Origin of the sequence: Micromonospora terminaliae, from assembly GCF_009671205.1 — a bacterium.
Classification (GTDB): Bacteria; Actinomycetota; Actinomycetes; order Mycobacteriales; family Micromonosporaceae; genus Micromonospora; species Micromonospora terminaliae.
This window is the reverse complement of sequence record NZ_CP045309.1, coordinates 5,546,278-5,572,171: the sequence shown is the minus strand read 5'-3', so window position 1 is coordinate 5,572,171 and position 25,894 is coordinate 5,546,278. Positions and strand designations below refer to the sequence as shown.

The 25,894-nt window shown below is 71.8% G+C and carries 30 protein-coding genes and 2 tRNA genes; 16 read left to right on the top strand and 16 right to left on the bottom strand.

Annotated features, from left to right (window positions below; all coding sequences use genetic code 11):
- Nucleotides 1-24: 24 nt before the first annotated feature.
- Entirely contained in the window at nucleotides 25-315 is a 291-nt protein-coding gene (locus GCE86_RS25680; RefSeq protein ID WP_154229284.1) for an antibiotic biosynthesis monooxygenase, read from the top strand.
- 41 nt (nucleotides 316-356) lie between these two features.
- Nucleotides 357-821 carry a GNAT family N-acetyltransferase gene (locus GCE86_RS25675; protein ID WP_154229283.1) on the top strand — a complete coding sequence of 155 codons (465 nt, stop codon included), beginning with the start codon at nucleotides 357-359 and terminating at the stop codon, nucleotides 819-821.
- A 4-nt stretch (nucleotides 822-825) separates the two neighbouring features.
- On the opposite strand, the gene GCE86_RS25670 is transcribed toward GCE86_RS25675, so the two are convergent.
- Entirely contained in the window at nucleotides 826-1,773 is a 948-nt protein-coding gene (locus GCE86_RS25670; protein WP_154230674.1) for an L-threonylcarbamoyladenylate synthase, read from the bottom strand.
- Nucleotides 1,774-1,847: 74 nt separating this feature from the next.
- On the opposite strand from GCE86_RS25670, the gene GCE86_RS25665 reads away from it, so the two are divergent.
- Genes GCE86_RS25665 through GCE86_RS25655 form a run of 3 tightly spaced genes read left to right on the top strand, consistent with a single transcriptional unit; the run spans nucleotide 1,848 to nucleotide 3,611 of the window.
- Nucleotides 1,848-2,399 carry a hypothetical protein gene (locus GCE86_RS25665; RefSeq protein ID WP_154229282.1) on the top strand — a complete coding sequence of 184 codons (552 nt, stop codon included), beginning with the start codon at nucleotides 1,848-1,850 and terminating at the stop codon, nucleotides 2,397-2,399.
- Between the two features lie 52 nt (nucleotides 2,400-2,451).
- Entirely contained in the window at nucleotides 2,452-3,357 is a 906-nt protein-coding gene (locus tag GCE86_RS25660) for an aminoglycoside phosphotransferase family protein (RefSeq protein WP_239542970.1), read from the top strand.
- The gene (locus tag GCE86_RS25655; RefSeq protein WP_154229280.1) at nucleotides 3,354-3,611 is read left to right on the top strand and encodes a DUF7660 family protein; all 258 of its coding nucleotides are present in this window, start codon (nucleotides 3,354-3,356) and stop codon (nucleotides 3,609-3,611) included. The genes GCE86_RS25660 and GCE86_RS25655 overlap by 4 nt, the downstream gene beginning before the upstream one ends.
- On the opposite strand, the gene GCE86_RS25650 is transcribed toward GCE86_RS25655, so the two are convergent.
- Nucleotides 3,605-4,204 carry a winged helix-turn-helix domain-containing protein gene (locus tag GCE86_RS25650; RefSeq protein ID WP_154229279.1) on the bottom strand — a complete coding sequence of 200 codons (600 nt, stop codon included), beginning with the start codon at nucleotides 4,202-4,204 and terminating at the stop codon, nucleotides 3,605-3,607. The genes GCE86_RS25655 and GCE86_RS25650 overlap by 7 nt on opposite strands.
- 63 nt (nucleotides 4,205-4,267) lie before the next feature.
- Here GCE86_RS25650 and GCE86_RS25645 point away from each other — a divergent pair, with 63 nt between their 5' ends.
- Nucleotides 4,268-4,858 (top strand): dienelactone hydrolase family protein, encoded by a 591-nt coding sequence (locus GCE86_RS25645; protein ID WP_154229278.1) that lies wholly within the window; start codon nucleotides 4,268-4,270, stop codon nucleotides 4,856-4,858.
- 4 nt (nucleotides 4,859-4,862) lie between these two features.
- Here GCE86_RS25645 and GCE86_RS25640 read toward each other — a convergent pair whose 3' ends face one another.
- Together GCE86_RS25640 and GCE86_RS25635 are read right to left on the bottom strand one after the other, a co-directional pair.
- Complete coding sequence (locus tag GCE86_RS25640; protein WP_154229277.1) at nucleotides 4,863-5,216, bottom strand: hypothetical protein; 354 nt, start codon at nucleotides 5,214-5,216, stop codon at nucleotides 4,863-4,865.
- Between the two features lie 25 nt (nucleotides 5,217-5,241).
- Entirely contained in the window at nucleotides 5,242-6,207 is a 966-nt protein-coding gene (locus tag GCE86_RS25635) for a phosphotransferase enzyme family protein (protein WP_154229276.1), read from the bottom strand.
- Between the two features lie 95 nt (nucleotides 6,208-6,302).
- On the opposite strand from GCE86_RS25635, the gene GCE86_RS25630 reads away from it, so the two are divergent.
- From GCE86_RS25630 to GCE86_RS25620, 3 genes are all read left to right on the top strand, one after another.
- The gene (locus GCE86_RS25630) at nucleotides 6,303-6,938 is read left to right on the top strand and encodes an AAA family ATPase (RefSeq protein WP_154229275.1); all 636 of its coding nucleotides are present in this window, start codon (nucleotides 6,303-6,305) and stop codon (nucleotides 6,936-6,938) included.
- A gap of 65 nt (nucleotides 6,939-7,003) precedes the next feature.
- Nucleotides 7,004-7,546, top strand: a complete 543-nt coding sequence (locus tag GCE86_RS25625; protein WP_154229274.1) for a hypothetical protein — start codon at nucleotides 7,004-7,006, stop codon at nucleotides 7,544-7,546.
- A gap of 155 nt (nucleotides 7,547-7,701) precedes the next feature.
- The gene (locus tag GCE86_RS25620) at nucleotides 7,702-8,082 is read left to right on the top strand and encodes a VOC family protein (RefSeq protein WP_154229273.1); all 381 of its coding nucleotides are present in this window, start codon (nucleotides 7,702-7,704) and stop codon (nucleotides 8,080-8,082) included.
- A 151-nt stretch (nucleotides 8,083-8,233) separates the two neighbouring features.
- On the opposite strand, the gene GCE86_RS25615 is transcribed toward GCE86_RS25620, so the two are convergent.
- From GCE86_RS25615 to gyrB, 6 genes are all read right to left on the bottom strand, one after another.
- Nucleotides 8,234-8,309 (bottom strand) — tRNA-Ala (locus tag GCE86_RS25615).
- A 9-nt stretch (nucleotides 8,310-8,318) separates the two neighbouring features.
- Nucleotides 8,319-8,447 (bottom strand): DLW-39 family protein, encoded by a 129-nt coding sequence (locus GCE86_RS31885; RefSeq protein ID WP_208818042.1) that lies wholly within the window; start codon nucleotides 8,445-8,447, stop codon nucleotides 8,319-8,321.
- A gap of 43 nt (nucleotides 8,448-8,490) precedes the next feature.
- Nucleotides 8,491-8,564 (bottom strand) — tRNA-Ile (locus GCE86_RS25610).
- A 145-nt stretch (nucleotides 8,565-8,709) separates the two neighbouring features.
- Nucleotides 8,710-9,630 carry a DUF3566 domain-containing protein gene (locus GCE86_RS25605; protein WP_154229272.1) on the bottom strand — a complete coding sequence of 307 codons (921 nt, stop codon included), beginning with the start codon at nucleotides 9,628-9,630 and terminating at the stop codon, nucleotides 8,710-8,712.
- 3 nt (nucleotides 9,631-9,633) lie between these two features.
- Complete coding sequence (gene gyrA / locus GCE86_RS25600; RefSeq protein WP_154229271.1) at nucleotides 9,634-12,159, bottom strand: DNA gyrase subunit A; 2,526 nt, start codon at nucleotides 12,157-12,159, stop codon at nucleotides 9,634-9,636.
- A 130-nt stretch (nucleotides 12,160-12,289) separates the two neighbouring features.
- Nucleotides 12,290-14,236: a DNA topoisomerase (ATP-hydrolyzing) subunit B gene (gyrB, locus tag GCE86_RS25595; RefSeq protein ID WP_154229270.1), complete on the bottom strand. Its 1,947-nt coding sequence runs from the start codon at nucleotides 14,234-14,236 to the stop codon at nucleotides 12,290-12,292.
- A 529-nt stretch (nucleotides 14,237-14,765) separates the two neighbouring features.
- Here gyrB and GCE86_RS25590 point away from each other — a divergent pair.
- Entirely contained in the window at nucleotides 14,766-15,320 is a 555-nt protein-coding gene (locus GCE86_RS25590) for a hypothetical protein (protein ID WP_091316247.1), read from the top strand.
- Here the strand turns inward: GCE86_RS25590 and GCE86_RS25585 are convergent.
- Nucleotides 15,305-15,799, bottom strand: coding sequence for a MarR family winged helix-turn-helix transcriptional regulator (locus GCE86_RS25585; RefSeq protein ID WP_154229269.1), 495 nt, complete (start codon nucleotides 15,797-15,799; stop codon nucleotides 15,305-15,307). The two genes, GCE86_RS25590 and GCE86_RS25585, sit on opposite strands and share 16 nt — an antisense overlap.
- 94 nt (nucleotides 15,800-15,893) lie before the next feature.
- Between GCE86_RS25585 and GCE86_RS25580 the strand changes: the two genes are divergently transcribed.
- The gene (locus tag GCE86_RS25580; protein ID WP_154229268.1) at nucleotides 15,894-16,127 is read left to right on the top strand and encodes a hypothetical protein; all 234 of its coding nucleotides are present in this window, start codon (nucleotides 15,894-15,896) and stop codon (nucleotides 16,125-16,127) included.
- On the opposite strand, the gene GCE86_RS25575 is transcribed toward GCE86_RS25580, so the two are convergent.
- From GCE86_RS25575 to dnaA, 5 genes are all read right to left on the bottom strand, one after another.
- Nucleotides 16,118-16,732 carry a DciA family protein gene (locus GCE86_RS25575; protein ID WP_154229267.1) on the bottom strand — a complete coding sequence of 205 codons (615 nt, stop codon included), beginning with the start codon at nucleotides 16,730-16,732 and terminating at the stop codon, nucleotides 16,118-16,120. The two genes, GCE86_RS25580 and GCE86_RS25575, sit on opposite strands and share 10 nt — an antisense overlap.
- Entirely contained in the window at nucleotides 16,722-17,855 is a 1,134-nt protein-coding gene (gene recF / locus GCE86_RS25570) for a DNA replication/repair protein RecF (protein WP_154229266.1), read from the bottom strand. Before recF ends, GCE86_RS25575 begins: the two co-directional genes overlap by 11 nt.
- A 16-nt stretch (nucleotides 17,856-17,871) precedes the next feature.
- Nucleotides 17,872-18,744: a phosphogluconate dehydrogenase (NAD(+)-dependent, decarboxylating) gene (gene gnd / locus GCE86_RS25565; RefSeq protein WP_154229265.1), complete on the bottom strand. Its 873-nt coding sequence runs from the start codon at nucleotides 18,742-18,744 to the stop codon at nucleotides 17,872-17,874.
- A 38-nt stretch (nucleotides 18,745-18,782) separates the two neighbouring features.
- Nucleotides 18,783-19,916 carry a DNA polymerase III subunit beta gene (gene dnaN / locus GCE86_RS25560; protein WP_154229264.1) on the bottom strand — a complete coding sequence of 378 codons (1,134 nt, stop codon included), beginning with the start codon at nucleotides 19,914-19,916 and terminating at the stop codon, nucleotides 18,783-18,785.
- 763 nt (nucleotides 19,917-20,679) lie between these two features.
- Nucleotides 20,680-22,515, bottom strand: coding sequence for a chromosomal replication initiator protein DnaA (gene dnaA / locus GCE86_RS25555; protein WP_154229263.1), 1,836 nt, complete (start codon nucleotides 22,513-22,515; stop codon nucleotides 20,680-20,682).
- Nucleotides 22,516-23,121: 606 nt separating this feature from the next.
- On the opposite strand from dnaA, the gene rpmH reads away from it, so the two are divergent.
- The 5 genes from rpmH to GCE86_RS25530 all read left to right on the top strand — a co-directional run bounded on the left by rpmH (nucleotide 23,122) and on the right by GCE86_RS25530 (nucleotide 25,779).
- A complete protein-coding gene (gene rpmH / locus GCE86_RS25550) occupies nucleotides 23,122-23,259 on the top strand; it encodes a 50S ribosomal protein L34 (RefSeq protein WP_007073824.1) in 138 nt (45 codons plus the stop codon).
- Between the two features lie 35 nt (nucleotides 23,260-23,294).
- Entirely contained in the window at nucleotides 23,295-23,708 is a 414-nt protein-coding gene (gene rnpA / locus GCE86_RS25545) for a ribonuclease P protein component (RefSeq protein ID WP_154229262.1), read from the top strand.
- 41 nt (nucleotides 23,709-23,749) lie between these two features.
- Nucleotides 23,750-23,989: a membrane protein insertion efficiency factor YidD gene (gene yidD, locus GCE86_RS25540; RefSeq protein WP_013477538.1), complete on the top strand. Its 240-nt coding sequence runs from the start codon at nucleotides 23,750-23,752 to the stop codon at nucleotides 23,987-23,989.
- Nucleotides 23,990-24,979 (top strand): membrane protein insertase YidC, encoded by a 990-nt coding sequence (gene yidC, locus GCE86_RS25535; protein ID WP_154229261.1) that lies wholly within the window; start codon nucleotides 23,990-23,992, stop codon nucleotides 24,977-24,979.
- A gap of 215 nt (nucleotides 24,980-25,194) precedes the next feature.
- Nucleotides 25,195-25,779, top strand: a complete 585-nt coding sequence (locus GCE86_RS25530) for a Jag family protein (RefSeq protein ID WP_154229260.1) — start codon at nucleotides 25,195-25,197, stop codon at nucleotides 25,777-25,779.
- Nucleotides 25,780-25,894: the final 115 nt, after the last annotated feature.

The window sequence follows — 25,894 nt, the reverse complement described above, 5'->3', positions numbered from 1 at the left end:
ACACCGCCCGTGGAGGTGATGGAGATGCCCTTCGTGCAGGTCGTCGAGTACGAGACCGACCGCCCGGACGAGGTACGCCGACTGAGCGAGGAGTGGACGCGCGAGCACCCGTCTCCCGGCCCCGCCCGGGTGACCCTCGCCGAGGACCGGGACCGGCCGGGCCATTTCGTCATGGTCGCCGAGTTCGACAGCTACGAGCAGGCCATGGCGCACAGCGGCCGCCCGGAGACCGGCGCCTACGCCGAGCGCGTGCGCCGGCTGGCCAGCGGCGAACCCCGCTACCTCAACCTGGATGTGGCTCAACAGATGGCGTAAAGCAGTCGAGCGGGGACCGGCGCGGCGGCTAGGGTGCCGTCGTGCCGTCACCCCGCCTGGAGCAGATCACCCCGGACAACGTCCTGGCCGCCTGCGCGATCGCCGTCCGTCCCGACCAGGAGGGGTTGGTCGCCCCCGTGGCCCGGTCGCTCGCCGAGGCGTACGCCCAGCCGGCGGTCGCCTGGCCCCGGCTCATCGTCGACGACGACCGGCCGGTGGGGTTCCTCATGGGCTTCCTCGACATTCCGTGGCGCCCGGACGACGACCCGGCCGACGTCCGCTCCGGCCTGTGGCGGCTCAACATCGCCGCCGACCAGCAGAGCCGGGGCTACGGGCGGTTCGCCGTGACGACGCTGGCCGACGAGCTGCGCAGCCGGGGCACCGACCGGATGTTCGTCACCTGGGCCCCCGGCCCGCACGGCCCGGAACGCTTCTACCACCGCCTCGGCTTCCGGCTCACCGGCGAGACCAGCGGCGACCAGGTCGTCGGCGTGCTGGCCCTCTGACGGCTCAGCGCCAGGAGGCGGCGGCCCGCCGCAGCCGGTCGTTGATGGCCCGGCCCACACCGACCTCGGGGACCGGCTCGGCCACGATCTCGGTGACCCCGGTCGCGTCGAGCCGGTGCAGGGCGTCGAACAGCCGCGCGGCCGCCGAGGTCAGGTCACCCTCGGGCGACAGCACCTCCACGGCCGCCCAGTCACCCCGCGCCGGCGGCTCCCGGAAGGCCAGGAATCCGCGTCGGCCGCCGTCCCCCTCGGCCGCCGTGCCCAACCGCAACGGGGTACGCGGGGCGTAGTGCGCGGCCAGCGTCCCGGGCGCCACCGGCTGACCCGAGCTGCCCAGGCGTACCTCCACCGGGCCGACCGCCTCGACCAGCGCCTCCACCGGCAGCGCGCCCAGCCGGAGCACCACCGGCCGCTCGCCCCGGGCGTCCACGATGGTCGACTCGATGCCACAGCGGGTCGGCCCGCCGTCGAGCACCACGTCCACGGCGGCGCCCAGCCCGGCCACCACATGCTCGGCGCGGGTGGGACTGAGCTGCCCGAACCGGTTGGCGCTGGGCGCGGCCACCGGCACCCCGGCGGCGGCGATCAACGCCCGCGCCGACGGCTCGTCGGGCACCCGCACGGCCATGGTGTCCAGGCCCGACGTGACGATCGGCGGGATCGCCGCCGGCCGGTCCACGATGAGGGTCAGCGGGCCCGGCCAGAAGCGCTCCACCAGCGCGGCCACCGCGGGCGGCACGGCGCCGACCAGGCCGGGCAGGTCGGCGGCGTCGGCCAGGTGGCTGATGAGCGGGTCGAAGCCGGGGCGGGCCTTCGCCTCGAAGATCCGGGCGGCCGCCCGGGCGTCCAGCGCGTTCGCGCCCAACCCGTAGACCGTCTCGGTGGGGAAGGCGACCAGCCCGCCGGCCCGCAGGACGGCGGCGGCCTCGGCGATGCCGCTCTCGGCCGGCAGGACGCGCGGGGATCCGGTGCTCACGCACCGACGCTAGCCTGCCGCGACGGCCGGTCCGGCACTACCCTGCCCCCATGGGCAGGCGGGTGGCGCTCGCGGTGGCCGGCGTCCTCGTGCTGGTCGGCTGCCTCGGCCTGCTGACCGCCGTGCCAGCCGTCCAGCGGGCCGTCTCACCGGCCGCCGAGCCCACGCCCCTGCCGATCCGGGTCGCCGGCCAGCGTTACGACGATCTCACCGTCGACCTCCGCCCCGGCCGGTACGCCGTCTGGGCCACCCGGCCGGCCAGCGCCCCGGACGCGGACCGGTGCCGGGTGACCGGCCCCGACGGGCGGCCGGTTCCGGCCACCGACCCCGATCACGTGGTCGAGTGGACCGAGGTGGCCACCGACGACACGGTCTGGACCTGGACGTCCACCTTCACCGCCCCGGCCGCGGGCGGCTACCGCCTCGCCTGCCGGCTCGACCCCGACGCCACCGGCCAGCAGTACGCGGTCACCCGCGAACCGGACCGCCGGCTCACCCTCCGCCTGCGGCTCGCGCTCTGGCGCGGACTGCTGGTGGCGGCACTGCCGGCCGGCCTCGTGATCCTCGGCATGACGCTGACCTGGCGCCGCCGCGCGGACTGAACTCGTTTGCGGCCCTCGCCGGGGCCGATCCAGGATGGTCGCCGTGACCCGGATGAAGATGCACGCCGACGAGGTCCTGACCGACGTCGACCTGGCCCGACGGCTGCTGGCCGGGCAGTTCCCGCAGTGGGCCGACCGGCCGCTGCGCCTCGTGCCCTCGCACGGGACGGACCACGACGTCTACCGGCTCGGCGACGACCTGGCGGTGCGACTGCCCCGGATCGGGTGGGCCACCGAACAGGCGGCCCGCGAGGCCGAGTGGCTGCCCCGGCTCGCCCCGCACCTGCCGCTCGCCCTGCCCGTGCCGGTGGCCATGGGCCGCCCCGCCGAGGGCTACCCGTTCGACTGGTCGGTCTACGAGTGGCTGCCGGGCGAGAGCGCCGCCACCGCCCGGTACGACCGGGACGCGGCGGCCGTCGACCTGGCCGCCTTCGTCGCCGCGATGCGGCGGATCGACACCGCCGGCGCGTACCCCCGGCCACCCCGGGCCCGGGGCGCGGACCTCGCGGAACTGGACGACGGGGTCCGCGACGCGGTGCGCCGGCTCGGCGACCGGGTCGACGGCGCCGCCGTGCTGCGCGCCTGGCAGGAGTCGCTGGACGCGCCGGCCTGGGACGGGCCGGGCCGCTGGCTGCACGGCGACCTGCTGCCCGGCAACCTGCTGGTGGTCGACGGGCGGCTCACCGCCGTCATCGACTTCGGCGGGCTCAACGTCGGCGATCCGGCCTGCGACCTGCAGCCCGCGTGGAACATCTTCTCGGGCACGAGCCGCGCCCGGTTCCGCGCCGAGCTGGCGGTCGACGACGCATCCTGGCTGCGCGGCCGGGGCTGGGCGCTGCTCCAGGCGGTGCTCGCCCTGCCGTACTACTGGGACACCAATCCGGGGATCGTCCGGCAGACCTCCCACGCGCTGCGCGAGGTGCTCGCCGACGCCGGCTCCAGAGGGAGGGACCGATGACCGACGACGACCGCCCGCGCAAGCGCGTCGAGAGCGCCGACGACCTGGTCACGTGGCTGCAGTGGCTCGCCGACGACGTGGCCGCCGCCCCGGACGCCGTGGTGAACCTGGAACTCGACCAGTTCCTGGCGGCCTGCGCCACCCAGCTCCGCGACCGGGTACGCCTCCAGCGCCGAGCCGGACGAGCCGGACCGGCCCAACCGTCCTGGCAGCTCGTCGCCGACGTGCTCCACGACGCGGCCCACGGCTACTGACCGTCGGGCTGGCCGGCCGGTTCCGGCTCGGTGTCGGGCAGGGTGGGCGCGTCGGTGGGGTACAGGCCGGCGGCGAAGCCGTACACCTGGTCGCCGGAGCGGGGAATCTGGGCGAAGCGGCGGGCGAGCGCCTGGACCTCCGCCCAGAACGTCCGCACCTCCTCGATCGGGATGCGCGCGTGGAGCAGCGTGCACCGCAGTTCGTCGGCGGCGTGGGCCGCGGCGGCCTCGGCGGCCGCCTCGGCGAGGCCGTTGATGCGCGCCACGACCTGCTTGTCCTCGGGCCGGTTGAGCACGCCCACGTAGAAGGTACGGGCGACCCGGCCGTAGAACCGCTCCTCGATGGCCCGGACCCGTCGCGTCCGCACCACCCGGAGCAGGCCGGCGTCGACCAGCAGGTTCACGTGGTAGGCCACGCTGCTCTTCGGGCGGTCGACCGCCCGGGCCAGCTCGTTGACCGTGGCGGCCCGCTCCAGGAGCAGCTCCAGCAGGGTGCTGCGCAGCGGGTCGGCCAGGGCGCGCAGCTGCTCGGGCGCGGTGACCACGAGCATCTCGTCGAGGTCGTAATCCGGGATCTGCTGATTGACCGACATTTCTCGACCGTTCTAGAATTCTGGATCATTCGATCACTCTGGTTCGATGACAGGAGTCTAAAGATGGCCGAGATCGTTCTCTTCCACCACATCCAGGGGCTCACCGACGGCGTCCGCGCCTTCGCGGACGGCCTCCGCGCCGGTGGCCACACCGTGCACACCCCCGATCTGTTCGACGGCGAGCGGCCGGCGACCATCGAGGAGGGCGCCGCCCTGACGAAGCGCATCGGTGGCGCGGTTCTCGACGAGCGAGCCGACCGCGTCGTGGCCGCCCTGCCGAAGGACCTCGTCTACGCCGGCATCTCATTCGGGGCCGCCACCGCGCAGCGGCTCGCCCAGACCCGGCCCGGCGCCCGCGGCGCCCTGCTCTACGAGTCCTGCCTGCCGGTCACCGGCGAGTGGGCCGTGGGCCCGTGGCCGGACGGCGTCCCCGTGCAGATCCACGGCATGGACAAGGACCCGTTCTTCGCGCTGGAGGGCGACATCGACGCCGCCCGCGAGCTGGTCGGGATCGTCGGGCCCGAGCTCGGCGAACTGTTCGTCTACCCGGGTGAGGCGCACCTGTTCACGGACAGCTCGCTGCCGTCCTACGACGCCGACGCCACGGCCCTGGCGGTGCGGCGCTCGCGGGAGTTCCTCGACCGGCTGGGCTGACCGGTCAATGGCACAACACCACCACGTTGACGAAGAGGCCGCACGAGGCGACCGTCGCCACCGTGATCGCGCCGGCCGCCCGGAGCGCGACGTCCACGCCGCCGCGTCCGCGCCGGGTGACCGACAGCGTCTGTTCCAGGACGACCAGGAACACCCAGCCGAACAGCAGCAGCGTCAGATAGAAGTCCCAGGCGGGGTTCGCGAACGCGCTCGCGTTGCCGTTCCCGCCGTAGTTCGGGCAGTCCTCGAAGCGGGTGATCGGCTGGAGGACCGCCAGCAGCGCCAGGAAGAAGGCGCCGCCGATGAGGCAGACCCGGAATCCGCTGAGCCGGGACGGCCGCTTCCCGTCTTCGATCACCGGCTCAGCCTGTCCGCGGGCCGGCTCAGGCCACGTAGGCCGGGTGGGCGACGGTCTCGGCGATGCGGGTGAGCCAGTGGAGGTCGTTGGCGCGAGATTCCGGACTGGCGCCGGAGTCGAGGATGCTGCTGAGAAACACGGCGGCGTCGTCGAGATGGCGCTCGCTGCGGTAGTAGCTCAGCAGGGTCGGGTCCGGTTCCACCGGCCCGTAGCCCCGGCGGAAGAGTTCGGCCCGGCGCGCGTCCATCGGGTGGTCGCCGAAGTCCCGACTGTGGACGAACATCAGGTCCCGCTCACGCGGCGCGAGGATCGGCCCGTCCCAGTCCACGACGTGCAGGGGACCGTCGCCGTCGGCGATCAGGTTGCCGGGGTGGATGTCGGCGTGGCAGATGACGTGTCGACCGCGCGGCACGCGGGAGGCGAGATCTTCGACCACGTCCGACAACCGGTGCAGCGCCGCGCCGTAGCGCTCCCAGAAGCCGCCGAGCGTTTCGCTCGCCGCGGCCTGCGCGCCGAGCATCCGCAGCCGCTCACCCGCGTCCGACCGGTAGGTCTCGACCGGCAGGACCGCGGCGATGTCGGTGGTCGGCGCGACGGCGTGCAGCCGGCCCAGGAACTCGCCGTACTCGATCCACTGGCGGTCGGTGAGGCCGCGACCCCACAGGCTGCCGCCGTCGTGGAACGGGTAGAGCAGCAGCCGGTAGTCCCCGAATCCGTGGCCGGCTCCGCCGGTCGGCCGGTGGATCGGCGCAACGACCTGCCGGACGCCCTGTGCCCGGAGGAAGCCGGGTAGCACGACGGCCGCCGGGGCGAACTCGCCGCGGCGCAGCTTCAGGAAGTAGCGCCGGCCGTCGGACGTGTCCACCCGGTACGCCCAAGCGTGCCCGTCGAGACCGAGCGGCAGGAACACGAGATCGGTGACGTCCACGGCCCAGGCGGCGGCCACCTCGGCCGCCAGCAGCCGCTCGTCGACGCCCGGCTTGTCGATCACGCTCGGAGCGTCGCAGCCGGCCGTCCGCCCGGCAAGGCAATTCCGACCGGCGCCCTCCTGACCCTGGCGATGGCGGGTTCTGCCAGGATCGGCGGATGGTGGTGCGGGAACGGCCGGTGGTCGTCGCGGTGTGCGGGTACCCGGGAGCCGGCAAGACCACGGTCGCCGCTGCGACGGCCGGCCATCTCGGCATTCCGTTCCTCACCCGCGACGAGATCAAGACGGGTCTCGGGCTGTCCACCGCCTCCGTCGCCGAGGACGGGCAGGTCCGGTTCGACCGGGACTACCACGTCGCCGGTGGTCCCGTGAGCCTCCGGGCCGAGGCCGTGATGGTGGACGCCGTCCGGCTGTTCGCGGCCTCCGGCGTGAGCTTCGTCGTGGAGTCCTCGGTGCTGTCCCACGAGACGCTCGGCGTACTGCTGGCGTGCGGCGCCCGGGTTGTGGCTGTCCACGTCGTCGCCGAGGAGGAGGCCATCGGCCGGCGACTCGGTGCCCGGGCGGCCGCGGGCAGAGCTGTGGATCAACAGCTCCTGGCGCAGTTCCGGCGGGGTGCGATGAAGCGGTCGGTCTTCGCACCGCCGGAGGGCGTCGATGCCGTCGTCGAGCTCGACACCTCGGCTGGTGGAGCTCCGGCCGTCGAGTCGATCGCAGCGGCAGTCGCCACCCTGCTCGGGCGGGAGCAGCCGGGCCGGCACCCGCGAGCGCCGGAACCCGAGCGACAGTCCGCGTAGGCGGGAATCGACGTCGGCGCCTGCGCCGCCAGCAGCCCAAGACAATGGCCCCGACGGAGGAGACGTTGACCGTGCAGGCGCTCGAGGTGCTGACGGAGTTCGGCTCGACCGGTCGCGTCGGTCTTCTCCATCGCGGCGCCCCGCTGCGGGAGCTGGTCGCCGTCCACGGGGTGCCGTGGGCCATCGGGCGGGTGGACAGGAGCCGACGGTGGCCGCACCTGTACGCCTACGGCGACGTCGAAATCGTCGTGTGCCGCTGTCGCCTCATCGCCTCGATCTCCGTGCAAACCTGGCGTCGGACCCTGGAGCTGCCGGATCCGCTTCGGCCCGGCCAGGTCGTCACGCTGCCTGCGCGGGTGACCCACCGACAGCTGCTCGACGCCCTGGCCGCCGCCCATTGCCAGTGGGAGCCGCTACAACCGATCGAGGGTCAGTGCGGCATACGGACCCTTCCGCAGCGCGTCGAGTTCACGTTCGTCACTGACCTCGGTCCTGAGCCCCTGCTCGACGGTGCGGGCAGCTGGTGGCACGCCCACGACTGCATCTCCCCGTCCGCTGCTGCCGCGGCCTTCCCGGACGACTTCCCGCCCGAACAGGAAGACGCCTGACACGCGACCGACGGCTGGTGTCGTCGTCCGGGGCTCTGCTGTCCCACCCCGCTCGCCTCGCCCGATACGATCGCGATCTTGTTCGCACTGCCGGGAGCCCGTGAGATCCTCGTGCGGCCGCCCGGCAGTTCCCACGGTGAGAGTAGGTTTCGTCAATGGCATGCCGTATCAGTGAGCTCGTGCTCAAGTGCCACGACCCCGAGGTGCTGGCGCGGTTCTGGTGCGAGGTCCTGGACTTCATCGAGCTCGACCGCGAAGAGGGGGTCTACATCGAGATAGGCCCGCGCGAAGGGTTCGGCGGCCCGCAGCCGACGATCTTCCTCATCCGCAACGACGAGCCGAAGAACGGGCCTGCCCGGCTGCACATCGACGTCAACGCCACCGACCGCGATCAGGACGCCGAGCTCGAGCGTCTCCTGGCCGCCGGGGCCAGACTTGTCGACATCGGTCAGCCCGCGGATGCGTCCTGGCACGTCCTCGCCGATCCCGAAGGCAACGAGTTCTGCCTGCTCAGGCGCCGCCTCGACCCACTCTGACGGCCCTCGCCCAAACGGTCGACGCAGCCGCCAACCCGCGGCCGCCGACGAGATCCGGTGACCCCCATCAACAGCTGGAGGGCTGGGTGGGGTGGTGAGCGGAGTTCCCGCCCGGGCCGTAGCAGTCGGCCGCGAGCCTGGCCAGATGATGTGGTGGAGCCCAGGGGACTCGAACCCCTAACCCCTGCCTTGCAAAGGCAGTGCTCTGCCAGTTGAGCTAGGGCCCCGAGGCGCGGTCAGCGCAGGTCGGGTGCGGTGGTCGCCTCGTGCCAGAGAGCGCGCTCGTCGTTCGAGGCCTTGATCTTCTTGGCCACGACGGCGGCCACACCGACGACGCCGGCCAGGATCAGGAGCTTCTTGAACATGGGCTTGACCCCTCGCGCTCGACTACCGTCGGACGATGTGCGGTGGGGCTAGCTGGAATCGAACCAGCGACCTCAGAGTTATCAGCTCTGCGCTCTAACCGACTGAGCTATAGCCCCGCGTAGCGACGAGCAAGGTTAACCCATCGCCGCCGTGGCTCCCAAATCGGGGGGCCGTGGCGGCGCGCTTCACCCGCGCCACCAAACTACCCGGACACGCGACGCCGGGGCGACCGCTTTACGCGGTGCCCCGGCGTCGGTCGGGTCAGTCCCGCTCGGCGAGCGTCAGCTCGATCCCGCCGACCAGGTCGGCGCAGACGTTGTAGACGAACGCGCCCAGCGTGGCCAGCGCGGTGAAGAGCACGACGTTGACGAGGCCGATCAGCGCGGAGCTGAGGATCACGCCCTTGGCCGTGATCCGGAAGCCGCCGCCATTCTGGCCGCCGCCGGCGTTCACCAGGTCGGTCAGGCTGTCGTTGACGCTCTTGAACACGCCCATGGCGTCCAGGGCCAGGTAGAGCACCGAGGTGGCGACGACCACCACGATGAAGAGCACCACGGACACCGCGAACGCGAACTTCATCACGGACCAGGGATCGATCCGCTTGAGGTTCAGCCGGGCCCGGCGCGGTCCGCGGGACGCGGCCGAGCTGACCGAGGTACGCGCGGCGCGTACCGCCTCACCCACGCGCGCGGCCCCGACGGCGGCCGCACCGCTGATGCCCGGCGGCAGGCCGCCCCCGTTCGCGGGGCGGCCTGTGGCGGCGGGACGGGCGCCGTCCGGCGAGGGCTTGGGCGCGGTGCCCAGTCCGCCGCCGACGCGCGGCTGGGTGCCGGTGGTGCCGGTGGACGGCCGGGCGGCCGCCGCCGGCGTGGCCGGCTGCGGACTCGGCTGGGGTGTCGTGGCAGGCTTCGCCGCTGCCGGTGCGGCCAGGCCGTCGGCCGACGTGGGCGCCTCGACCTTGGTCTCGGCCTGGTCGGAGGACCGCGAGTCCTCGCCGGGCTTCTCCGGCGGCGGGGCCATGCCGGGGGCCCGGGTGAACTTCGGGGCAGGCGCGTCGGCGGGGACGGTGGCCCGGCCCACGGCCGCGCGGCCGGTCGCTGGTGTACCGCCCTGTGCGGCCTCCTCGTCGACCGGGTTGGCCGAGGTCCCCTTGTTCCCCGACTTCGCCTGTGTCTCCGTCATCAACTAGTCCTGTTCGTCAGGCTCGTCGGCATTGCGAGCAATCGCCACGATAGTCACGCCGTCCGGGAGGTCCATCAGCTTGACCCCCATTGTGTTCCGGTCACGCGTACGGCGTACAGGCTTCACCGGAGTCCGGATGACGCCACCGTTGCTGGTGATGGCGAACAGTTCGTCGTCCGGGCTGATCACCACCGCACCGACCAGACCACCGCGTCGCTCGGTGATCTTCGCAGTCAGCACGCCCTTACCTCCCCGGCCCTGGACCGGGTATTCCTCGATCGGGGTACGTTTCGCGTATCCCCCGTTCGTCGCGACCAGCACGTCCATTTCCATGCCCTCGCGGACGACCTCCATGGCCAGCAGGACATCCTCCTCGCTGAACCGCATGCCGATCACGCCGGAGGTGGCCCGGCCCATCGGCCGCAGCGCCTCGTCGCTGGCATTGAAGCGGATGGCCTGCGCGTTCTTGGAGACCAGCAGCAGGTCGTCGGTCGGGGCAACGAGGGCAGCACCGACCAGCTCGTCCTCATCGCGCAGGTTGATCGCGATGACTCCGCCGGAACGGTTGGAGTCGAACTCCTCGAGCCGCGTCTTCTTCACCAGGCCGTTCTTCGTGGCCAGTACCAGGTAGGGCGCCACCTGGTAGTTCGGGATTTCGATGATCTGCGCGATCTGCTCGTCCGCTTGGAAGGCGAGCAGATTGGCCACGTGCTGGCCCTTGGCCACCCTACTGGCTTCGGGTAGCTCGTAGGCCTTGGCCCGGTAGACCCGGCCCTTGTTCGTGAAGAACAGGATCCAGTCGTGGGTGGAGCATACGAAGAAGTGGCTGACAATGTCGTCCTGCCGCAGCGTCGCCCCGCTGACGCCCTTGCCGCCGCGCCGCTGCGAGCGGTAGAGGTCGACCTTGGTGCGCTTGGCGTACCCGGTGCGGGTGATGGTGACGACCACGTCCTCGCGGGCGATGAGGTCCTCCATCGAGACCTCGCCGTCGAACGGCACGATCTTGGTGCGCCGGTCGTCGCCCCACTTGGCCACGATCTCGCCCAGCTCCTCGGAGACGATCCGCCGCTGCCGCTCGGGCTTGGCCAGGATGTCCTTGAGGTCGGCGATCTCCAGCTCGAGCTTGGCCAGGTCGTCCAGGATCCGCTGCCGCTCCAGGGCGGCCAGCCGGCGCAGCTGCATGTCCAGGATGGCGGTCGCCTGGACCTCGTCGATCTCGAGCAGCTGGATGAGGCCCTGGCGGGCGTCCTCCACGGTGGGCGAGCGCCGGATCAGGGCGATCACCTCGTCGAGGGCGTCCAGCGCCTTCGACAGACCGCGCAGGATGTGCGCCCGCTCCTCGGCCTTGCGCAGCCGGAACGCGGTCCGCCGGCGGATGACCTCGATCTGGTGCTCGACGTAGTAGCGGATGAACTGGGCCAGGTTGAGCGTGCGCGGCACGCCGTCGACCAGCGCCAGCATGTTGGCGCCGAAGGTCTCCTGGAGCTGGGTGTGCTTGTAGAGGTTGTTCAGCACGACCTTGGCGACCGCGTCGCGCTTGAGCACGAGCACGATCCGCATGCCGGTACGTCCGGAGGACTCGTCGCGGATGTCGGCGATGCCGCCGAGCTTGCCCTCCTTGATCAGCTCGGCGATGCGCTCGGCCAGGTTGTCCGGGTTGACCTGGTAGGGCAGCTCGCTGACCACCAGCGCCGGCCGGCCCCGCTTGTCCTCCTCGACCTCAACCACGGCACGCATCCGGATCGAGCCGCGCCCGGTCCGGTACGCGTCCTGGATGCCGGCCTGGCCGACGATCAGGCCGTGGGTCGGGAAGTCCGGGCCCTTGACGATCTCCAGCAGCGCCTCGAGGGTGGTGGCCTCGTCGGCCTCCGGGTTCTCCAGGCACCACTGCACGGCCGCGCCGATCTCGCGCAGGTTGTGCGGCGGGATCTTGGTGGCCATGCCGACCGCGATGCCCTCGGAGCCGTTGATCAGCAGGTTGGGGATGCGGGACGGCAGGATCGTGGGCTCCTTGGCCCGGCCGTCGTAGTTGTCCTGGAGGTCGACGGTGTCCTCGTCGATGTCCCGGAGCATCTCCATGGCCAGCGGGTCGAGCTTGCACTCGGTGTACCGCATGGCCGCGGCCGGGTCGTTGCCCGGCGAGCCGAAGTTGCCGTTGCCGTCGACCAGCGGGTAGCGCAGCGACCAGGGCTGCGCCATCCGGACCAGCGCGTCGTAGATGGCGGAGTCGCCGTGCGGGTGGAACTGGCCCATCACGTCACCGACGACGCGGGAGCACTTCACGTAGCCGCGGTCCGGCCGGTAGCCGGAGTCGAACATGGCGTAGAGGATCTTGCGGTGGACCGGCTTGAGCCCGTCCCGGACATCCGGCAGGGCCCGCCCGACGATCACGCTCATCGCGTAGTCGAGGTACGAGCGCTGCATCTCGACCTCGAGCCCGACCGGCTCGATCCGGTCGTGCGCGACGACCGCGGCCAGTGTCTCCGGGGTCTCCGGCTCGTTCGGCGTGGACTCGGGAGTATCGGTCACTGTTAACCCTTATCAGACTCAGAGTCGTTTTCGTGCTGTGGATAACGGCTGTGGATACCGGCCAGACTGTGGATAACTCTGTGGACCGCCGGGCCGACCGGTGGATCTCCGGCCGGCCCGGCGCGGTCCGTCAGATGTCCAGGAACCGCACGTCCTTGGCGTTGCGCTGGATGAAGGACCGGCGCGCCTCGACGTCCTCGCCCATCAACACGCTGAACAGCTCGTCGGCGGTTGCGGCGTCGTCGAGGGTCACCTGGCGCAGGGTGCGGGTGGCCGGGTTCATCGTGGTCTCCCACAGCTCGGGATAGTTCATCTCGCCGAGACCCTTGAACCGCTGGATGTCGTCCGGCCGGGCGTTGGGCTTCTTCTGCTGGCGCAGCGCGATGAGCCCGTCCCGCTCCCGGTCCGAGTACGCGTACTGCGCGTCGTCGCCCTTCTTGTTCCACTTGATCTTGTAGAGCGGCGGGGCGGCCAGGTAGACGTGCCCCAGCTCGACCAGCGGCCGCATGAAGCGGAAGAGCAGCGTGAGCAGCAGCGTCTGGATGTGCTGGCCGTCGACGTCGGCGTCGGCCATCAGCACGATCTTGTGGTAGCGCAGCTTCTCGATGTCGAAGTCGTCGTGGATGCCGGTGCCCAGCGCGGTGATGAGCGCCTGGACCTCGTTGTTCTTCAGCACCCGGTCGATCCGGGCCTTCTCCACGTTGAGGATCTTGCCGCGGATCGGCAGGATCGCCTGGGTACGCGGGTCGCGCCCCTGCTTGGCCGAGCCGCCCGCCGAGTCGCCCTCGACGATGAACACCTCGGACTCGCGCGGGTCGGTGGACTGGCAGTCGGCCAGCTTGCCCGGCATCGAGCCGGACTCCAGCAGCGACTTGCGCCGGGCCAGCTTGCGCGCCTGCTGGGCGGCGATCCGGGCCCGGGCCGCCTGCGACGCCTTCTGGATGATGGTCTTCGCCTCGGCCGGGTTCCGGTCGAACCAGTCGACCAGCCGGTCGTTGCAGACCCGCTGCACGAAGCTCTTCACCGGGGTGTTGCCCAGCTTGGTCTTCGTCTGGCCCTCGAACTGCGGGTTGGTCAGCTTGACCGAGATGATCGCGGCCAGGCCCTCGCGGATGTCCTCACCGGAGAGCTTCTCGTCGCCCTTGAGCAGCTTCTTCTCCGCGCCGTAGCGGTTGACCACGCTGGTCAGCGCGGCCCGGAAGCCTTCCTCGTGGGTGCCACCCTCGTGGGTGTTGATGTTGTTGGCGAAGGTGTAGACCGACTCGCCGTACGACTCGTTCCACTGCATGGCGATCTCGACCGACATGCCCTCCTCCTCGGCGCCGAACTCGACCACCGTCTTGTGGATCGGGTTCTTGGAGGCGTTGAGGTGGCGGACGAAGTCGGCGATGCCGCCCTCGTAGTGGAAGGTCACCTCGCGCGGCTTGCCCTCCTCGGTCTCGGCGACCCGCTCGTCGAGCAGGTGGATGGTGAGGCCACGGGTGAGGAAGGCCATCTCCTGGAGGCGCCGGTAGATGGTCTGGAAGTCGAAGTCGACGGTCTCGAAGACGTCGGCGTCGGGCCAGAAGGAGACCGCCGAGCCGGTGCGGTCGGTCGGCTCGCCCTTCTCCAGCGGGGTCGGCTTGGAGTGGTGGTACTCCTGCCGCCAGACGAAGCCGTCCTTGTGGATCTCCACGGCCATCTTGGTGGAGAGCGCGTTCACCACCGACACGCCGACGCCGTGCAGGCCGCCGGAGACGGCGTACGCCTTGCCGTCGAACTTGCCGCCCGCGTGCAGCACGGTCAGCGCGACCTCGACACCCGGCTTCTTCAGCTTGGGGTGGAGGTCGACCGGGAAGCCGCGGCCGTTGTCGGTGACCTGGACGCCACCGTCGGCCAGCAGCACCACGTCGATGGTGTCGCAGAAGCCGGCCAGCGCCTCGTCCACCGCGTTGTCGACGACCTCCCACACGAGGTGGTGCAGGCCGCGTTCACCGGTGGACCCGATGTACATACCGGGCCGCTTCCGGACCGCCTCCAGGCCCTCGAGAACGGTGATCGACTCGGCGCCGTACTTCTTGTTGTCCTCCGCTGCCACCCTCGGCCACTTTCTCGCACCCGCCGCGACAGGGCGCGGGGGGCGCGGGTTCGGCGGACAGGACGCGACGTCGGCGCGCACGGACCGGTCCCCGGATCTCCAGGTCACGGATCGCGTACGCCGGTCGCCGCGGTTGCCCGCGGATCGCGATCGGCTCGACCCGATGCGGGACAATGATCAAGGGCCCTGGGGCCCTTGTCCGCCGCTCCGTGTCGGGTCTTTCGTCTCTCCGTCAATCTTACTCTGCGCAGCCGACCAAACCGCCACTCGGCACCCCCTGCGGGGCGGCTGAGATTGCCGTAGGAGGCCGAACCCCGCTGTCCGCGACTCCCCCTACACGCGAGGCCCTGATCGAGGGCGCGACCGCCACCGGATCGGTACCGGCGGGTGACCGACCGGGGGTCGCGGTGAGACCTACCGTGCCGTACCTTTTGCGGCGCCGCCACCTGCGGTCTTGATCTTTCGCGGCCGGAACCGGGACGATCGACCCGATCGGTCGGACAACGTGCTTGCTGAGAGGTGACGCCAGATGGGGCTGGACAACGTCGCGGTGCACTGGCCGCGGACCGGCCGCTTCTACGATCCGGTCGCGCCGGCCGAGTTCGTCGACTTCGGCGAGATCGTGGACATGCCACGCATCTCGGCACCCACCGCCGCCCTCGCCGAACTGATCGCGAAGACGGGCACGGTGCGCGCCACCGCGTACACGGAGCTGGTCGACCTCATCCTCGGGCTGGAGAATGTGCTCTACGCCACGGAGAACTCGGCCGAGGACGAGGACCCGGTGATCGACCCGGACGGCTGCTCCTGGATCGCCGAGGGCGTGGAGAAGTTCGTGGCCCGCCACCGCCCGTTCGGCGAGGCGGTCACCTTCGAGTCGGTCAGCGAGGTGCTGCGCTCGTTGCTCGGCGACGGGCGCCTGGCCGAGCAGCAGCTCCGCTGGCTGGACAGCCGGCTGGACAAGCTGCGCGACGAGAGCGGCGAGCCGCCGCAGTGGAACTTCACCTGTGCCGAGCTGAGCGTGCTCGCCGCGTTCTACCGGCGCTGCGCCGAGCGCGGCTTCGCGGTCTACGCCGACGCCTGACCCGCCTGACCCGCGTCGCCGGGCCCGGCCGCGGCGGCCCGGTTGGCCGCCGCGATCACCTCGGTGAGCACGGTGTGCAGGTGCCGCAGGTCCGCCAGCGGCAGGCCGAGCCGCTGCACGATGGCCGGCGGGATCCGCTCCGCCTGCTCCCGGAGGGCCTGGCCGCTGGCCGTGAGCGAGACGGCCAGGCTGCGCTCGTCGGCCGCGTCCCGCTCGCGCCGCACGTAGCCGGCGGCTTCGAGCCGCTTGAGCAGCGGTGACAGGGTGCCGGGATCGAGTTGGAGCAGCCGGCTCAGCTCGCGGACCGACAGCGGCGCGTGCTGCCAGAGCGCCAGCATGACCAGGTATTGCGGGTGGGTGAGGCCCATGGGCTCCAGCAGCGGGCGGTAGACCGCGACGACGCCGCGCGCGGCCACGGAGAGCGCGAAGCACACCTGCTGCTCCAGCGCCAGGGGATCGCCCTCGAGCTGGTCGGTCACCCTCGGTCCTCCTCGTCGTCGGTTGCGATCGTACCAATGGTTGGTGTACCAATTGTTTGCACACCAATGATACGCGGCCGGAGAGGGCGGGCGGATGAGCGACGACGAGCAGGTGGGCGACGCCTCCGGCAAGGGCGGCCGCCTCCTGGGCTGGGTGTTCCGCAACCTGGCCGGCCCCTCCCAGGTGCAGGGCGCGGTGCAGGGCGGCTCCCGGCTCGCCCGCGAGGCCTGGAAGCAGGACCTGGAGCGCCGCAAGCAGTGGAGCCGCGAGCAGCGGGAGCTCAAGCGCGCCCGGCGCGAGGCACGCCGCGCCGACGGTCAGCCGTAGGTGTCGCGGGGGCCGCGCCCCCGCACCCGACGCGGGCCGCGCGACCACGAGGGCGCGGCCGGGCCGTGGATGTGCAGCTTGCGCACGACGTTGTGGCCCACCTCGCTGGCGATCTGCTTGAGCAGCGAGCCGGCGAGCAGCCGCAGCTGCGTGGCCCAGGCCGTCGAACGGGCCTCCACGGTCAGCTCGCCGTTCTCCAGCTTCACCGGGCGGCTGTGCTGCGCCACTTCCGGCCCGACCACCCGCTCCCAGGCGCCGAAGACCGTCGCCTCGGCCGCCGGCTGCTGCCAGCCGCGCGCCTTCACCAGCTTGTCCAGCACCGCGCCGAGCGGCTGCGGGTCGCGCGGGTCCGGCCCGGGGCCGGAGTAGCCGCGCAACCGCTTCTCACCGTCGCCACGGACCGCGCCGCGCCGCCGGGTGCCGCCCGCCGCCTGCCGGCGGGCCTTCGCCGCGTCCAGCACCGCCCGGGCCAGCTCCGGCCCGGACGCACCCTCCGGCAGGTCCGCGCCGGCCGCACCGCCCGGCTTCGCTTCCGGCCCCTCGGGGGTACGCCCACCGCGTCCCGGCCCCAGCCGTGCGGGCGGGAGCTGCACCTCATCCGACACGGCGTACCGTCCCCTCGCCCACCGCGTACCGGGTGCCCCGCAGGGTCGCCGGCACGTCGTCGTCCACCGCGCAGGTCACCAGGAGCTGGCTCGCGCCGCCCACCAGCTCGGCCAGCCGCTCCCGCCGCCCGGCGTCCAGCTCGGCGAAGACGTCGTCCAGCACCAGCACCGGCTCGATCCCGTCGGCGCGCAGCAGGTCGTACCCGGCCAGCCGCAGCGCCAGCGCGTACGACCAGGACTCGCCGTGGCTCGCGTACCCCTTGGCGGGCAGCGGGCCGAGGGTCAGCGCCAGATCGTCCCGGTGCGGACCGACCAGGGTGGTGCCCCGCTCGACCTCCGCCGACCGGTTCGCGGTCAGCGCGGCCGCGAGCGCCTCGACCAGCGCAGCCCGGTCGGTGGTCGACTCGGGCAGCTCCACCGACGGCCGGTACGCGATCCCCGCCGCCCCCCGGCCCGCCGCCACCGCGTCGTACGCCTTGGCCACGTGCGGGGTCAGGGCGGCCACCAGTTCCAGCCGGCCGGCGAGCAGCTCCGCCCCGTGGTGTGCCAGGTGGGTGTCCCAGACGGCGAGCGTCGACAGGTCCCCGCCCCGCGAGCCGCCCGTCTTCCGGGCCAGGTACGCCGTCCGCAGCAGCGCGTTGCGCTGCTTGACCACCCGCTCGTAGTCGGCGCGCACCCCGGCGTACCGGGGCTGGCGCGTGACCAGCAGGTCGTCCAGGTAGCGGCGGCGCTCGGCCGGATCCCCGCGGACCAGTTCCAGATCCTCCGGAGCGAACAGCACCAACCGCAGCGCGCCGAGCACGTCCCGGGCGCGGCGGGCCGGGGAACGGCCCAGCCGGGCCCGGTTGGCCTTGCCCGGGACGATCTCCAGCTCGATCAGGAGTTCCCGGCCCTCGTGCACCACCGCGCAGCGGATCACCGCCGAGGCGGCGCCCATCCGGACCAGCGGGGCGTCCGTGGCGACCCGGTGCGAGTCCAGGGTCGCCACGTAGCCCAACGCCTCGACCAGGTTGGTCTTGCCGACGCCGTTGGCGCCGACCAGCACGTTCGGGCCCGGCTCCAGGTCGAGGCCGACCCGCTCGTACGAGCGGAAGTCGACCAGTTCGAGCCGGCGGACGTACACAGGCTGTGGACGCCGGTCAGCGCTTGTGGACGGCGTGGCCGCCGAACTGCTGGCGCAGCGCGGCGACGGCCTTCATGGCGGGCGAGTCGTCCTGCCGCGAGGCGAACCGGGCGAACAGCGAGGCGGTGATGACGTTCAGCGGCACGGCGAGCCGGACCGCCTCGTCGACCGTCCAGCGGCCCTCGCCGGTGTCCTCGGTGTAGCCGCTCAGCTCGGCCAGCTCCGGGTCCTCGTCGAGCGCCCGGTCGAGCAGGTCGAGCAGCCAGGACCGGACCACGGTGCCCTCGCGCCAGGACTTGAAGACGCCCGGCACGTTGGTCACCAGCTCGGAGGCGGCCAGCAGCTCGTAGCCCTCGGCGTAGGCGTGCATGAGGCCGTACTCGATGCCGTTGTGCACCATCTTCGCGTAGTGGCCGGCGCCGACCGGGCCGGCGTGCACGAAGCCGAACTCGCCCTCGGGCTTGAGCGCCTCGAAGATCGGCATGAGCCGCCCGACGTGCTCCTGGGCGCCGCCGACCATCAGGGCGTACCCGTTCTGCTTGCCCCAGACGCCGCCGGAGACGCCGACGTCGATGTAGCCGATGCCCTGCTCGTTGAGGCGCTCGGCGCGCGGGGCGTCGTCGCTGAACCGCGAGTTGCCGCCGTCGATGATGATGTCGCCCTCGCCGAGCACTCCGGCCAGCTCGTCGATGGTGGCGTCGGTGACGCCGGCCGGGACCATCACCCAGACCGCGCGAGGCGACTCCAGCTTGTCGGCCAGCTCCGCGAGGCTCGCGACGTCGCTCAGCTCCGCGTTGCGGTCGTAGCCGACCACCTCGTGACCGGCGGCGCGCAACCGCTCGCGCATGTTGCCGCCCATCCGGCCGAGTCCTACCAGGCCGAGCTGCATCTGCTCCTACCTCCGTGTCTGGGTGGTGCTGCCGTCGATCAGCGGGACACGCGGATCGGCATGATGAGGTACCGGTACCCCGGGATGACCTCGCCATCCTCGCCGGCGGGGGAAATCACCGCGGGCTTGAAGGCGTCGACGAAGGCCAGCTGAGCGTACTGGGCGCCCAGGTTGGTCAGGCCGTCGATGAGGTACTGCGGGTTGAAGCCGATGGTCAGCGGGTCGCCCGTGAAGGTGGCCTCCATGGCCTCGCTGGCCCGGGCCTCCTCGGTGCCGCCGGCCTCGACCACGAGGCCGTCGGAGCTGAAGCTGAGCAGCACCGGGGTGGTCCGCTCGGCGACCAGCGCCACGCGCTTGACCACCTCGATGAGCGTGGCGACCGGGACCCGGGCCTCGGCGTTGTGGTTGGCCGGGAAGAGCGAGCGCACCGGCGGGTAGTTCGCCCCGTCGAGCAGCCGGCTGGTGGTCCGGCGGGTGCCGCCGGAGAAGCCGATCATGCCCTCGCCGGCGCCGCCCTGGGAGAGCGCCATGGTCACGTGGCCGCCGAGCGGGCCGAGGGCCTTGGCGGTGTCGTGCAGCGTGCGGGCCGGCACCAGCGCGTTGAGGCTGATCTCCGGGTCGTCCGGGTTCCACTCCATCTCGCGCAGGGCGAGGCGGTAGCGGTCGGTCGCGAGCATCGCCAGCGTGCTGCCGGAGAGCTCGATCCGGACGCCGGTCATCATCGGCAGCGTCTCGTCCCGGCCGGCGGCCACGGCCACCTGGGCCACCGCGGCGGCGAAGGCGGCCGCGTCGACCGTACCGGCGCTCTCCGGCATCTCCGGCAGGGTCGGATAGTCCTCGACCGGCATGGTCGGCAGGGTGAACCGCGCACTGCCGCACACCAGTTCCAGGTGCGCGCCGACGGCGGCGATGTCCACCGGCTTGGCCGGGAGCGCCTTGGTGATCTCGGCGAGCAGCCGGCCGGAGACCAGGGCGGCGCCGTCGGCGTCACCCTGCACCTCGACGGTGACCTGGCTGGAGACCTCGTAGTCGAAGCCCGAGACCTGGAGGTTGCCGTCGGTGACGCGGAGCATCACCCCGGCCAGCACCGGCACGGAAGGTCGGTTGGGCAGGCTCTTGGCGGTCCACGCGACCGCCTCGGCGAGCGCGTCGCGCTCCACTCGGAACTTCATCAATGCCTCCGCGTCGACGTCAGCGACAACTCTCTCATGCCGACCGCTGCCACCCGTCCCGCCCGACCGTGCGGGTACCCATCGCACCTTAGGGCGCGTGGGCATCGGCTGTGCGCCCGACCCCGTGGATCCAGGTGCCCGGGCGACTGCCGGCGGCAGTGCTCCGGCCCGATCCACAGGAAGTCCAACGGTGATGATTGGTTTTTGTTGTTTAGAAGAGATAACTCATCGTCTTCATCGCACCTGTGCAAACTGTGGAGAACCGCCGTCCGCGCAGGTCAGACAGGTTATCCACCGGTGGTTTCGCTGTGGAGAACCAGGGGTACAACCCGTGTCCGGATCCACAGCCCTCGCGAGCCGCCGGGTTTTCCACGGCTGTCCACCGGTTGTCCACCGCTAATCCACCGGGTTTCTCCCCAGTGTTGTGGACAGCGCCGACGGCGTCGACCGTCGTCATCCCCAGAACCTTCAACAGGCCGCCCACAGGCCGACCGTCGTCGGTGGACAACGAGACCGTCGTCCCCAGGCGTCCACAGCGTCGTCCCCAGGGGTTGTCCACAGTCTGTGGGTAACCGGACAGAGACCGAGCGTGGTTTTCCACCGTCTGTGGAACAGGGGATGTGGACAACCGGGCCGAGGTGTGGATGAACACGACTCCGATCCTGGGCCCTGCACCGGGTCGAGGGTCAAGCGACGGGCGTACACCGGCACGAAAAAGCCCGGCCGGGGAAGCCGGCCGGGCGTCGTGGTCCGCGCGTACGGATCAGGTGGTCTGCTTGATCCGGTTGGTCAACTCGGCGATCTGGTTGTAGAGCGAGCGCCGCTCCGCCATCTGCTGGCGGATCTTCCGGTCGGCGTGCATGACGGTGGTGTGGTCCCGGCCGCCGAACGCCTGCCCGATCCGGGGCAGCGACAGGTCGGTCAGCTCCCGGCACAGGTACATGGCGACCTGACGGGCGTTGACGAGCACCCGGGACCGCGAGTGGCCGCGCAGGTCCTCCAGGCTCACCCCGAAGTAGTCCGCGGTGGAGACCATGATCTGGTCGGCGGTGATCTCCGGGCCGGCGCCGTCCGGGATGAAGTCCCGCAGCACCTCTTCGGCCAGCGACAGCTCCACCGACGAGCGGGTGAGGCTGGCGAAGGCGGTGACCCGGATCAGCGCGCCCTCGAGTTCCCGGATCGAGTTCGACACCCGGGAGGCGATGAACTCCAGCACGTCCGGCGGTGCGAACAGCCGCTCCTGCGCCGCCTTCTTCTGCAGGATCGCGATCCGCGTCTCCAGGTCCGGCGGCTGGATGTCGGCGAGCAGCCCCCACTCGAACCGCGTCCGCAGCCGGTCCTCCAGCGTCGCCAGCTGCTTCGGCGAGCGGTCGGACGTGATCACGATCTGCTTGTTGGCGTTGTGGAGCGTGTTGAAGGTGTGGAAGAACTCCTCCTGCGTCCGCTCGCGGTTCTCCAGGAACTGGATGTCGTCGATCAGGAGGATGTCGACGTCGCGGTAGCGGCGCTGGAACGCGCTGGTCTTGTCGTCGCGCAGCGAGTTGATGAAGTCGTTCGTGAACTCCTCGGTCGAGACGTACCGGACCGAGCGGGCGTTGCCCAACGTCGTGGCGTAGTGCCCGATGGCGTGCAGCAGGTGGGTCTTGCCCAGCCCGGAGCTGCCGTAGATGAAGAGCGGGTTGTACGCCTTCGCGGGCGACTCGGCCACCGCGACGCTCGCCGCGTGGGCGAAGCGGTTGGACGAGCCGATGACGAACGTCTCGAACATGTACTTCGGGTTGAGCCGGTTGCCGCCGCTGTCCGCGCCGCTGGGCATCCGCCGGTCGGGCTGGCCACCCGGGCGGTGATCCGGGCCGCCGCGGCCGGGCCCGCTGTCGGTGGCGCCGTCCCGGGGCAGGCCCCGCAGCGGCGCGGCGTCGGCCCGCCCGGGCGCCTCCCGGTAGCGGGGCTCGTACCCGCGGGCGTCGGGGGCGGACGGTTCGACCAGGGGCGGCTCGTCGAACGCCCGGCGCTCGGGGGCGGCGCGCAGCGGCTCGGCGAAGGCGGCGCTGAACAGCGTGTCCTGCCCGTCCCGGCTGGCCGGGATGAGCTGCGGCCGGCTGCCGTCGGCGGTGCGCTGCCGGGGGGCCGGCTCCTCGACGGGCGGCTCGGGACGCGGATCCGCGTACGCGGGGACCTCCGGCCGGGCCGGGGGGAAGCCCAGCCCCGGGAAGCCGGGGGCGGCGTCGGCCGGGCCGGACTGGTCGAAACCGGCCAGCAGATCCGCCGGGCCGTCGGGCTCGGCGACGGGCTCCGGGGCGGCGCGGTAGACGGTGCCGGCCGGGCGGCCGCCCGGGTCCTCGGCGACGCGCACCGTGACGGCGACCTGGATGGGCCGGCCGAGCCGGCGGCTCAACGCCTCGGTGATGGCCGGGCGGAGGCGGGACTCGATCACGTCCCGGGTGAAGGCGTCCGGCACCGAGAGCAGTGCGGTGTCCTCGACGATCGCCCGGAGCCGGGTCAGCCGGAGGTATGCCCGCTGCTGCGCGGAGATGATCTCGTCGGCGAGCTCGTCGGTCGTCGCCGTCCACACCGCGGCAAGGTCGGTCGCTCCGGTCACCGTCGTGCCACCCCCCTCGCCTCTCCTCACGCCCGCCCGGACGGCTGACCGGTCATCCACAAGTTATCCACAGCCTGTGTACCGACCGATTGTGGCCGCCCACCGGACGCGGGTCGGACCTGCCCCCTGGTTCCCGGAGGCGCTGAAGCGGGTTCACCGTGCCGAACGATTCACTACCTTGTCCGGTCTTGCCGGTCGGCGACAACCGACACTCCAGCTCGGCGCGTCTGACGCCGCGCCGCGACCTGGAGCGTCGTCCCAGACCCCCGACGCCGACCGCAATCGGGCACGCTAACAGCGCGGACCCCGCGTCATCAACCGTCGACACCGGGGCAGCCTTGTCAACATCAGTGAAAACCGCCCCTTCGGTCGTGCTTCCGGCGCTGCTCACGGACGCGGTGTGAGGTTTGACGGTCATTGCCCCCCTGCGTAGGCTGGAGCGGCTGCTCTGTCGCCCTCTGCTAGGGTGATGGGTGCTTGCTGTCCGCGGTCACCTCCCCGCACCGCCGGGCAGCACCGATCGGAGGCCACCGTCGAGGTGGCCTGGACCACCACACGACCCCGGGCGATCCCCCGCGCGGGGCGTACGACAACGGAGATCCTGACGTGAGCAAGCGCACCTACCAGCCGAACAACCGCCGGCGCGCGAAGACCCACGGCTTCCGGCTGCGCATGCGCACCCGTGCCGGCCGCGCCATCCTCTCGACCCGTCGCGCCAAGGGCCGCGCCCGCCTGTCGGCCTGAGGCCGACCGGTCCGGTCCAGGGGACGTGGGCAGTCGTGCTGGCCGCCGCCGAGCGACTGCGGCGCAGTAGCGACTTCGCCGCAGCGGTCCGGGGTGGCCGACGCGTCGGCCGTGGCGCCGTCGTGGTGCACCTGACCCTCCCCCAGCAGACCGGACCCACCGCGACAACCTCGCCGGAGCCGGCGCGGAGCAGCGGTGCGGAGACCTCCCCACCCCGCCGCGCCGGCTTCGTCGTGTCCAAGGCCGTCGGCAACGCCGTGGTCCGGAACACCGTCCGCCGCCGGCTCCGCCACCTGGTCCGCGAGCGGCTGGCCGACCTGCCCGCCGGCAGCACCCTGGTGGTACGCGCGCTGCCGCCGGCCGCCCAGGCGTCGTACGCCCGGCTCGGGGCCGACCTGGACGCGGCCCTCGCCGCCGCGCGGTCCCCCCGGGGTCGGCGGTCCCGGTGACCGAACACACTGCCGCGCCGCGGCCCACCACCGGTGCCCGCATGCTGCTGGCGCCCATCATCGCGTACCGTCGGTGGATAAGTCCGGCACTGCCGGCCCGCTGCCGGTTCTACCCGTCGTGCAGTGCCTACGCCGTCGAGGCGGTGTCCCGGCACGGTGCGCTGCGGGGAGCCTGGCTGACGGTCCGGCGGCTGTCGCGCTGCCATCCCTTCCACCCAGGTGGACACGACCCGGTGCCGGAGCCGGGCGACCGCCGCCGTTCCGACGTGACTGGAGCCTGAGTGTTTAGTCTCGACTGGATCTACTACGCGATCTCGTGGATCCTGCTGACCTGGCACTCGGCCTGGGACGCCATCGGGGTCTCGGTCGACGCCGTGATCGGCACGAACTGGGCCTGGATCCTCTCCATCATCTTCCTGGTGGTGACGGTCCGGGTGATCCTGTTCCCGGTCTTCGTCAAGCAGATCAAGTCGCAGCGGGCCATGCAGGCGCTCCAGCCCAAGGTCAAGGAGCTGCAGGAGAAGCACAAGGGTGACCGGGAGACGCTCCAGAAGGAGATGATGGAGCTCTACCGGAAGGAAAAGGCCAACCCGCTCATGGGCTGCCTTCCGATGTTCCTCCAGATCCCGGTCTTCCTCGGCCTGTTCCACACGCTCAAGCGGCTCAACCCCGACAACCAGGGCAAGACCCTGTACGGCTGGACCGTCGAGCAGTTCAACAGCGCCTCGAACGCGAAGCTCTTCTCCGCCCCGATCTCCGGAAAGTTCGGCTCCACGGCCGCCGAGATGGCGGCCCTCGGCGCGAACCTCACCACCGTGAAGATCGTCGCCGGCGTGCTGGTCTGCATCATGATCGCCACCACCTACCTGACCAGCCGGCAGATGATCCTCAAGACCGGTTGGGCGGAGGACCCGCAGCAGCGCATGGTGCAGCGGCTGATGCTCTACGGCATCCCGTTCTCGCTGCTCATCTCGGGCGCCATCTTCCCGATCGGTGTGATCATCTACTGGGTCACGAACAACCTCTTCACCCTCGGCCAGCAGCAGTGGGTGCTGCGGAAGTTCCCCCCGCTGGTGCCGCCGAAGAAGACCAGCACCGCCGGCAAGACCACCGCCCAGCCGGTCAAGACGGGCGGCCTGCTCGGCCGCAAGACCGTCCAGCCGGCCGCCAAGGCCCCGGCCGCCGCCCCCAAGGTGGCCGGCCCGAAGCCCGGCGCCAAGCCGGTCAACCCGAAGAAGAGCGGCGGCCGGCCCGCCAAGCGACAGGGTTGAGCCCCGCCGGGCCGCCGCCGGACACCGGTGGCGGCCCTCCCGGCCCCCGAGCTGCCACCGAGGAGTCGGCGCCGGGCCGGAACCGCCGCGCGGAGCGCGGTCACGGGCGAAACTGGCCCGTACAGACGTGCCCGAGGGCACCGGCGAACCTCCCGCCGGCCCCCGGGGAACCAGCGGACCCGACGGTCCGGCCGAGCGAGTACGGAGATGAGACCGTGACCGACACCAGCATCCCCAGCGCCGACCAGTCCCTGGACGAGGACACCGCGCCGGCTGCCACCGCGGAGGAGGCCGAGGAGACCCAGGGCGAGACCCGGGAGAAGAAGGCCCCCGCCGACAGCGACCTGTTCCGGCAGAGCGAGATCGCCGCCGACTACGTCGAGGGCCTGCTCGACATCCTCGACTACGACGGCGACATCGACGAGCTGGTCTCCGGCGGCCGCCCGGTCGTCGAGGTGGTCGGCGCCCGCCTGCAGAACCTGGTCGGCCAGCGCGGCGCCACCCTGGAGGCGCTCCAGGAGCTGGCCCGGCTGGCGGTGTTCCGGCAGACCGGTTCGCCGAGCCGTCTCCTGCTCGATGTCGGCGGCTACCGCGCCGCCCGCCGCAAGGAGCTGGCCGCCGTCGCCAAGAACGCGGTGGAGAAGGTCAAGGAGCACGGCGAGCCGGTCCGCCTGGAGCCGATGTCCGCGTTCGAGCGCAAGTGCGTGCACGACGTGGTCAACGCGATGAGCGGCGTGGAGAGCGAGTCCGAGGGCGTCGAACCGAACCGCCGTATCGTCGTCCGGCCGGTGACGGACTGACGGAGGTGCCCTCCGACGAGACGACGGCGGGTGCCGTTGCCGGCCCGGGCGGTACGCCGCCCGGGCCGTCGCCTGTCCACGCCGATCCAGCGGTCGACCCGGTCTTCTCCGAGGG